Source organism: Pedomonas sp. (genome assembly GCF_036515995.1).
Classification (GTDB): domain Bacteria; phylum Pseudomonadota; class Alphaproteobacteria; order Sphingomonadales; family Sphingomonadaceae; genus Pedomonas.
Genome location: NZ_DATBUP010000230.1, coordinates 1 through 9,255 on the forward strand (window position 1 = coordinate 1; position 9,255 = coordinate 9,255).

At 62.6% G+C, this 9,255-nt stretch carries 7 protein-coding genes; 6 read left to right on the forward strand and 1 reads right to left on the reverse strand.

All coding sequences use genetic code 11. From position 1 onward, the window contains the following. From VIG90_RS16895 to uvrA, 6 genes are all read left to right on the forward strand, one after another. On the forward strand, positions 1–533 hold a 533-nt coding region (locus tag VIG90_RS16895; protein WP_331594693.1), incomplete at its 5' end, for a J domain-containing protein. A 26-nt stretch (positions 534–559) separates the two neighbouring features. Next, positions 560–1,441, forward strand: coding sequence for a YihY/virulence factor BrkB family protein (locus VIG90_RS16900; RefSeq protein ID WP_331594694.1), 882 nt, complete (start codon positions 560–562; stop codon positions 1,439–1,441). Positions 1,442–1,506: 65 nt separating this feature from the next. Beyond that, positions 1,507–2,310 carry an enoyl-ACP reductase FabI gene (fabI, locus tag VIG90_RS16905; RefSeq protein WP_331594695.1) on the forward strand — a complete coding sequence of 268 codons (804 nt, stop codon included), beginning with the start codon at positions 1,507–1,509 and terminating at the stop codon, positions 2,308–2,310. Between the two features lie 59 nt (positions 2,311–2,369). Further along, positions 2,370–3,455, forward strand: coding sequence for a chorismate synthase (aroC, locus tag VIG90_RS16910; protein WP_331594696.1), 1,086 nt, complete (start codon positions 2,370–2,372; stop codon positions 3,453–3,455). A 100-nt stretch (positions 3,456–3,555) separates the two neighbouring features. Further along, complete coding sequence (locus VIG90_RS16915; protein WP_331594697.1) at positions 3,556–4,353, forward strand: NUDIX hydrolase; 798 nt, start codon at positions 3,556–3,558, stop codon at positions 4,351–4,353. Positions 4,354–4,631: 278 nt separating this feature from the next. Further along, the gene (gene uvrA, locus VIG90_RS16920; RefSeq protein WP_414695520.1) at positions 4,632–7,619 is read left to right on the forward strand and encodes an excinuclease ABC subunit UvrA; all 2,988 of its coding nucleotides are present in this window, start codon (positions 4,632–4,634) and stop codon (positions 7,617–7,619) included. Between the two features lie 62 nt (positions 7,620–7,681). On the opposite strand, the gene VIG90_RS16925 is transcribed toward uvrA, so the two are convergent. After that, entirely contained in the window at positions 7,682–8,950 is a 1,269-nt protein-coding gene (locus VIG90_RS16925) for an MFS transporter (RefSeq protein WP_331594698.1), read from the reverse strand. Positions 8,951–9,255 lie beyond the last annotated feature (305 nt).

Here is a 9,255-nt window from a genome sequence, read left to right on the forward strand (position 1 = left end):
GGCCCAAGGGCCGCAATTACGAATACAAGCTGGAAGTGTCCTTCGAGGAAGCGGCGCGGCTGGAGCCGCAGCGCCTCACCCTGCGCACCGGCAAGACCCTTCAGGTCAAGCTTCCCGCCGGTTTCGAGGAGGGCCAGCAGATTCGCCTGGCAGGTCAGGGCGACCCCGGCCCGGGCGGCGCGGGTGATGCCATTGTGACGCTGCACGTGACGCCCCATGCCTGGTTCAAGCGGGAGGGGGACAACGTTCTGCTGGACCTGCCCCTGAGGCTGGACGAAGCCGTTCTGGGCGCAAAGCTCAAGGCTCCCACGGTCGATGGCGCGGTCATGCTGAGCGTGCCGCCGGGCTCCACCTCGGGCAAGTTGCTGCGCCTGCGTGGCAAGGGTTTCACCCGCAAGGACGGCACCCGCGGCGATCAGCTTGTTCGGCTGATGGTCGACATCGGTGAGCCGGATGACGAACTCAGGCGTTTTGCAGAGAAGTGGGCGGCTGGGAAAGGCCACAACCCGCGGAGTTCCTGGGGCTTGTCGTAAGCCCGCTTCTTTGCATACAGCGATTTATGGCACGATTGCGTATTCTGTGGTCCCGTTTTCTGGATACCCCGTTTGGTCGGGTCATCAAGCAGACCGTCAAGGGCTTCTTCGATGACAACGGCGGCATTCTCGCCGGCAATCTGGCCTACATGTCGCTGCTGACGCTATTTCCATTCTTTATCTTCTGCGTCAGCCTGGCCGGTTTCTTCGGACGCACGGATGAGGGCCTGGAAGCGGTCCAGACCCTCATGCGGTCCGTCCCGTCCCAGGTGGCGGATGTGCTGGTTGCGCCCATCAACCAGGTGCTGGCGGGATCGGCAAAGCGCGGCCTGCTCACCTTCGGTGCGATCGTCACGATCTGGACCGCAGCCAACTTCATCGAGACGGTGCGCGTCATCGTGCTCGTGGCCTACGACCAGATGTCCGAGCGCTCCATGTGGTTTCAGCGTCTCCAATCCACGCTGCTGGTCATCGCCTCGGCCCTCGTGCTGTTCTCATCGATGATCGTACAGTTCATCCTGAACGCGGCCCAGAAGGTGCTGCAGGCCTACCTGCCCTGGTTCACCGGCATCATCGACTTCATGAAAATCATCGCCACCGGTGTTGCGCCTGCCATTCTGGTGCTTGGCCTCTACGGCATCTTCCGCGCGCTGACGCCAAAGGAAGCGCTGCCGGTACGCCACTGGCCCGGCGCGTTGCTCACGGCTGTGATCTGGATCGCGGCAACACAGCTCCTGCCTGTCGCCCTGACTGTGATGGGGTCTTACAACGTTACCTACGGCAGCCTCGCCGGTATCATTATAACCCTGCTGTTTTTCTACGTTTTGGGCATTGGACTGGTTCTGGGCGCCCAACTGAACGCCGCATTGCGTTCGGAACGGCTCCGTCTGGCTGAAACGGTGAGTTGACCGCCGCTTGCTCGCCATGCCATTGACGGGCAAACATCCGGAACAAACACACGGAGACAAGTACAATGACAGGTCTGATGGCAGGTAAGCGTGGCCTGATCATGGGCGTTGCCAATGATCGATCCCTGGCCTGGGGCATTACGAAAGCTCTGGCCGAGCAGGGTGCCGAGCTGGCGTTCAGCTATCAGGGCGAAGCTCTGGAGCGCCGCGTGCGCCCTCTGGCGGAATCGGTCGGCTCCGACTTCCTGATCTCCTGCGACGTATCGGACATGGCCTCCATCGATGCCGCCTTCGACGCGGTCAAGGAGCGCTGGGGCACGCTGGACTTCGTCGTCCACGCCATCGGCTATTCCAACAAGGATGAGCTGCGCGGCCGGTTTGTCGACACCACCCTCGACAACTTCCTGATGACCATGAACATCAGCGTCTATTCCTTCACGGCCGTTGCGAAGCGGGCGGAAGAGTTGATGCCGAACGGCGGCTCGCTCCTCACCCTCACCTACTATGGTGCCGAGAAGGTCGTGCCGCACTACAACGTCATGGGCGTTGCCAAGTCCGCGCTGGAGACCAGCGTGAAATACCTGGCCATGGACATGGGCCCGCGGAAGATCCGCGTGAACGCCATTTCCGCCGGCCCGATCAAGACGCTGGCTGCCTCCGGCATCGGCGACTTCCGCTACATTCTGAAGTGGAACGAGCTGAACTCGCCGCTGCGCCGCAACGTCACCATTGAGGACGTGGGCGGAGCCGGCCTGTACCTGCTCTCCGATCTCGCCTCGGGCGTGACCGGCGAGATCCATCACGTTGACTCCGGCTACAACGTCATCGGCATGAAGGCCGAGGATGCGCCGGATATCGCCCTTTCCTAAGGGCCTGTCCTGAGCCGCTCTTCCGAGGGCTGGCAGTTTTAACGGATGGAAGATCAGGCATGAGTTGGAACAGCTTCGGTCGCGTATTTCGCTTCACCACCTGGGGCGAAAGCCACGGTCCTGCCCTGGGCGTCGTCGTTGACGGCTGCCCCCCGGGCCTGCCGCTGACCGAAGCTGACATCCAGCCCTATCTGGACATGCGCCGCCCCGGCCAGAACCGCTTCACCACCCAGCGGCAGGAGCCGGATCAGGTCCGCATTCTCTCCGGCGTGTTCGAGGGCAAGACCACCGGCACGCCGATCAGTCTGATGATCGAGAACGTGGACCAGCGCTCGAAGGACTATGGCAACATCGCCGAGGCCTACCGCCCCGGCCATGCGGACTGGGCCTACGACACCAAGTACGGCTTCCGCGATTATCGCGGCGGCGGCCGTTCTTCCGCCCGCGAGACGGCAGCCCGCGTCGCCGCCGGGGGCGTCGCCCGCAAGGCCCTGCCCGAGAGCGTGCGCATCCGTGGCTATCTGGTGGAGCTGGGCGGCGATGCTATTGACCGCGCCAACTTCAGTGACGCCGCGATTGATGAAAACCCATTCTTCTGCCCTGACCCCGAGGCCGCCAAGCGCTGGGAAGCTCTGGTGGATTCGGCGCGCAAGTCCGGCTCCTCGCTCGGCGCGGTGGTCGAGGTAGCGGCCTATGGCGTGCCTGCTGGTCTCGGCGCACCGATTTACGCCAAGCTCGATTCCGACCTTGCTTGCGCCATGATGACCATCAACGCGGTCAAGGGCGTTGAAATCGGAGACGGCTTCGCTGCTGCCCGCCTGCGCGGCGAGGAGAACGCCGACGCCATGCGCCTGGGCGCTGACGGCAAGCCGGAGTTCCTCGCCAACCATGCAGGCGGCATTCTGGGCGGCATTTCCACCGGCCAGGACGTGGTCGTGCGAATAGCGATCAAGCCCACCTCCTCCATCCTGACGCCGGTGCCCACCATCACCCGCAGCGGCACCGAGACCGAGGTTGTCACCAAGGGCCGCCACGACCCCTGCGTCGGCATCCGTGCCGCGCCGGTGGCCGAGGCCATGATGGCTCTGGTGCTGGCTGACCACCTGCTGCTCGATCGCGCCCAGTGCGGGGTGACGCGCAGCTAAGCGCGCTCCCCCTCGCTGGCCTATCCATTTGCCGCAGCTTTACGGCGGGCAGCGGTGCGCATCCTTGCCCAAACCGGCCGGCGCTGCCACATTCCATGCCATGTCGAATACAGCAGTTCCCATCCGTCCCGCCGCCACGCTCCTCATCATCCGCAATACCCCCGAAGGCCTTCAGGTCTTCATGGTCTTGCGGAACCGTGCCGTCTCCTTCGCCTCTGGCGCGCTGGTGTTTCCCGGCGGCAAGGTTGATCAGCAGGACCGTGATCTGATCGGCAGTGATCTGACGGAAGGCTTTGCCGCGCTGGACCCGTTCGAGGCCTCCTGCCGCATCGCCGCCCTGCGTGAAGCATACGAGGAGGCCGGCATTTTGCTCGCCCACCGGGCGGACGGCAGCCGCATCTCGGGCGAGATCCTCGCCACGTACGAGGCGGAGCGGGCCCGCATTGCCAACTGCGACCTGCCGTTTGCGGACTTCCTGCGCACGCACAGCCTGAAATTGTCGGCGGACGGCGTGGCCCCGGTCGCGCGCTGGATCACGCCGGAAGGTTCGCCCCGGCGTTTCGACACCATGTTCTATCTGGCCCCCGCCCCGGCGGACCAGACGGCCAAGCACGATGGCGGAGAGTCTGTGGAATCCCTATGGGTCAGTCCGCAGCAGGCGCTGGACGAAGGCGAAGCGGGCAAATGGTTCATCATCGTCCCCACCCAGTTCACGCTGGAGTGGCTTGCCCAGTTCCGCACCGTTGAGGAAGCAATGGCGGCGACGCGCAACCGTGCGATTCCGCCGATTCACGGCTCCATCGAGGTAAGAGACGGAATTGAGATGTTCTGTATTCCCGACGAAGCCTGTTATCCGCGCTCCTTCATTCCTACATCGGAAATCAAGCGCGGGTTCTGAGGTCGAGTATCGTTCCGTTGACGCCTGATTCCGTCTTCCGTCAACGGTCGGACGCCGGCCACAGAGCACCGCACGACTGCCCCGCTTATAGCCCCGCTTCGCTTGACTTTTGGCACGCGCCACTGTTGTGGAAAGAGCCGTTTCTCCAAGGCTCCCCCGTGTCGCCTCTCTTCAGGCGCTGGGTTGATGCCCTGCGGCAATCCCCCCCAACGGGACTAGATTGGGACTATGCGTCTAGCCTCTTGAGTTAGACGAACAAATATGGAACAAGCGCACTCATGTTGACCCATATTTCGATCCGTGGCGCACGCGAGCACAACCTCAAGTCCGTCGATGTTGATATCCCGCGCGACAAGCTGGTGGTCATCACCGGCCTGTCCGGGTCCGGCAAATCATCCCTGGCGTTTGATACCATCTACGCCGAGGGCCAGCGCCGCTACGTGGAGTCCCTCTCCGCCTACGCCCGCCAGTTCCTCGACATGATGCAGAAGCCGGATGTGGACCACATCGAAGGTCTGTCTCCTGCCATCTCCATCGAGCAGAAGACCACCTCGAAGAATCCGCGCTCCACGGTCGGTACCGTCACGGAAATCTACGACTACATGCGCCTGCTCTGGGCGCGTGTGGGTGTGCCCTATTCGCCTGCCACCGGCCTGCCCATTGAGGCGCAGACAGTCAGCCAGATGGTTGACCGCATTATGGCGCTGCCGGAAGGCACCCGCTTCTACCTGCTGGCTCCCATCGTGCGGGGCCGCAAGGGCGAGTACCGCAAGGAAATGCAGGAGCTGCGCAAGCAGGGCTTCCAGCGCCTCAAGGTAGACGGCGAATTCTACGACATCGACGATGTTCCGGCGCTCGACAAGAAGTTCAAGCACGACATCGATGTGGTCGTCGATCGCATCGTGGTGAAGGAAGGCATCTCCACTCGCCTTGCCGATTCTCTGGAGACGGCCCTCAAGCTGGCGGATGGTCTCGCCATTGCCGAAATGGCCAGCAAGTCAGATGAAAACGACACGCCGGAGCGTATCGTTTTCTCCGAGAAGTTCGCCTGCCCGGAGTCCGGTTTCACCATCGCCGAGATCGAGCCCCGGCTGTTCTCGTTCAACAACCCGCACGGCGCCTGCCCGACGTGTGACGGTCTGGGCGAGAAGCTGTACTTCGATGCGGAACTGGCCGTTCCCAACAGCGAGCTGACCATCGCTGGCGGTGCCATTCTGCCGTGGGCGAAGTCCAACCCGCCCTCACCCTACTACATGCAGGTTCTGGAAAGCCTGGCGGATCACTTCGGGTTCTCGATGAACAAGCCGTGGCATGACCTGCCGAAGAAGATCCAGGACATCATTCTATACGGCACCCGGGGCGAAGCCGTGCCGCTGGTGTTCGTGGACGGCCGCAAGCGCTATCAGGTCAACAAGCCGTTCGAAGGCGTACTGAACAATCTCGAACGCCGCTGGCGCGACACCGACTCCCAGTGGATGCGCGATGAACTGTCCCGCTTCCAGGCCTCGGCCCCGTGTGAGGCGTGCAACGGCGCGCGCCTGAAGCCGGAGGCGCTGGCAGTCAAGGTCGGCGGCAGGACCATCTCGCAGGTCACGGAAATGTCCGTGGCCGAAGCTGTGGGCTGGTTTGCTGAACTGCAGGCCCAGCTCAGCCCCAAGCATGCGGCCATTGCCGAGAAGGTGCTGAAGGAAATCGGAGATCGTCTCGGCTTCCTCAACAACGTCGGCCTGGATTATCTCAACCTCTCCCGCTCGTCCGGCACCCTGTCCGGCGGCGAGAGCCAGCGCATCCGCCTTGCTAGCCAGATCGGCTCGGGCCTGACCGGCGTGCTCTATGTGTTGGACGAGCCCTCCATCGGCCTGCACCAGCGCGATAACGACCGGCTGCTGGAGACCCTGAAGCGTCTGCGCGACCTCGGCAACACCGTGCTAGTGGTCGAGCACGATGAAGACGCCATTCGCACAGCCGATCACGTGATCGACATGGGCCCCGGTGCGGGCGTGCATGGTGGTGCCATCATCGCCGAAGGCACGCCGCAGGACATCATGACGTCCGAGAACAGCCTGACCGGCGCATACCTCTCTGGCCGCCGCATGGTGCCGGTGCCGGAGCAACGTCGTCCTGGCACGGGCAATTTCGTCACGATCAGCGGCGCACGAGCCAACAACCTGAAGAACGTCACGGCCTCCATTCCGCTGGGCACGCTGACCTGCATCACCGGCGTGTCCGGTTCGGGCAAGTCAACACTCACGCTCGACACGCTGTTCAATGCTGCCACCCGCAAGCTGAACGGCAGCCGTGTCATTCCAGGCGCACACGATGCACTGGAAGGGCTTGAGCATCTGGACAAGGTCATCGACATCGACCAGTCCCCCATCGGCCGGACGCCGCGCTCCAACCCGGCAACCTATACCGGCGCGTTCACGCCCATCCGCGAATGGTTTGCCGGGCTGCCGGAATCGCAGGCGCGTGGCTACAAGGCGGGTCGCTTCTCCTTCAACGTGAAGGGCGGCCGCTGCGAGGCCTGTCAGGGCGATGGCGTGCTCAAGATCGAGATGCACTTCCTGCCGGATGTGTATGTCACGTGCGACACCTGCAACGGCCATCGCTACAATCGCGAAACCCTTGAGATCAAATTCAAGGGCAAGTCGATTGCGGACGTGCTCGAAATGACCGTGGAAGACGGCGTGGAGTTTTTCTCCGCCGTGCCGCCGATCCGTGACAAGATGGCCATGCTGAAGGAAGTCGGCCTCGGCTACGTCAAGATCGGTCAGCAGGCCACCACCCTGTCAGGCGGCGAGGCCCAGCGCGTCAAGCTGGCCAAGGAACTGTCGCGCCGCGCCACGGGCAACACGCTTTACATCCTTGATGAGCCGACCACCGGTCTGCACTTCGAGGACGTGCGCAAGCTGCTGGAAGTGTTGCACGCACTCGTCGAGCAGGGCAACACGGTGGTCGTCATCGAGCACAATCTGGAGGTGATCAAAACTGCTGACTGGATTGTGGACCTCGGCCCTGAAGGCGGCTCGCGCGGCGGTGAGATCGTCGCCACCGGCACGCCGGAAGACGTTGCTGCCAACCCGCGCAGCTACACCGGTCACTACCTGAAGCCGTTGCTCAAGCCGCAGGCAGTCATCACGGCGTCACAGCCAAAACTCAAGCCTGCTGCCACTAAGACCAAGAAAGCGGCGAACAACGACATGGTTGAAAGCGCCGAGCCGGCTCCGCGCCGCAAACCCGGCCGGCCGCGCAAGGCCGCTGGTTAATCAATCCGGCCACTGAAACGATGAGGGGAGCCTTGCCGGCTCCCCTTTTCTTTTCCGCCCACTTATTTACGCCCATTGCCAATACCATGCTCCAGATCGGTCGCGGACGACGAAAGCACCGGCGAGGTGGCAGCGAAGTCGTACTGCACCTTGATCTCTTCCGGCGGAGCTTCGCGGATCCGCATGCGCCAGACGACATAGCCGATCAGCGCGGCCTGAACGATGGCATTGAACCAATACAGCCCCTGCCCGCCCATCAGGTCGATGAAACCGGCGGACAGCGGAGCGCCGATCGCCGAGCCCGCCGCATTGACCATCAACAGCGCGGATGAGGCTTCGACGATGTCATCCTTCGGCGTGAAGTCGAACACGTGCGCCGCCGCGACCGCGTAGGCTGGCAGCGTCACTGCGCCGAAGAAGAAGGCCGCCCAATGAGCATACTGCGTTCCCAGCATCTGGATGACGAAGAAGCCGATGATGGCTGACAGGACGCAGATGGAAACAAGCAGGACGCGTCGATCCATCCGATCGGAGATCTTGCCAAGCGGTGCCTGTGCCAGCGCGCCGCCAATGACCGCCGCGCTCATGAACCATGCCGCATACCCAATGTCACCGCCTCCCGCGCCGCGGGCCACCACCGGCGTCATCGTCCAGAACGCACCATGGGCCATGCCGATGAGGAAGCAGCCGACGAACCCGGCTGGCGACAGCTTGAACAGATATCGGGGGCGGAACCGCACCTCCACAACTGGCGCGGGCTGTGCTGAGCGCGTCAACGCGACAGGAACCGCCGCAAAAGATACCAGAATGGAGGAGATTGCCAGCGCCTCGAAGCGGGACGGCTCGAAGCCAGTGGCGATCATTTGGCCGATGGTCATCACTGTCAGGTTGATGCCTACATACGTAGACATGACCACGCCCCGGTTGGTGTTGTCTGCATAATCATGCAGCCAGCTTTCCAGCACCAGGGATATGCCGGCAAAGCACAAACCGGTGAGGAAACGGCACAGGATCCAGATGAGCGGATCCCGCACGATCGCATGAAGCAGCACCACCGCCGAGGCGACAGCCACTAGGGCAGCAAAGGTGCGGATATGTCCTGCGGTTCGGATGATACGGGGATCGAACAGGCATCCTACCACGAAGCCGGCGAAGTAACCGGTACCCAGCAAGCCGATGGTGATGTTCGAGAAGTCGAGAATCTCGGCCCGGATGGGAAGCGCCAGCACTTGCACGCCGCTACCCATGATGAGAAAGGCCGTTGCCATCAGCAGCGCCGAGATCGGGAGAATGACCGCCCGATACCCCGTCTGTCCCTGCCGTTCCGCCATCAGACGCCTCCTTGCAACCTACGCTGTGGTTCACATCTGAAGGTTGAAACACCGCGAAGCTGCCAGGGGTCCATGCCTCAATAGCCAAGGCGAGATCTTGTATGGGTTTTTCGCACCGACCTAGCGCATTCAGCTCGGGAAATACACGTGCACAGCAAAACGGGACAGCTGCAGGCAAGAGCTTTTCACTCCTGCAGCTATCCCGATTTAGTCAGTCATCTGGTCAGTCTGACGTCAGACTGCAGGGCGCATGGGCGGCTCATGCGATTGTTCTTCACCGAGACGCTGATCCCGCTGCCAATAAT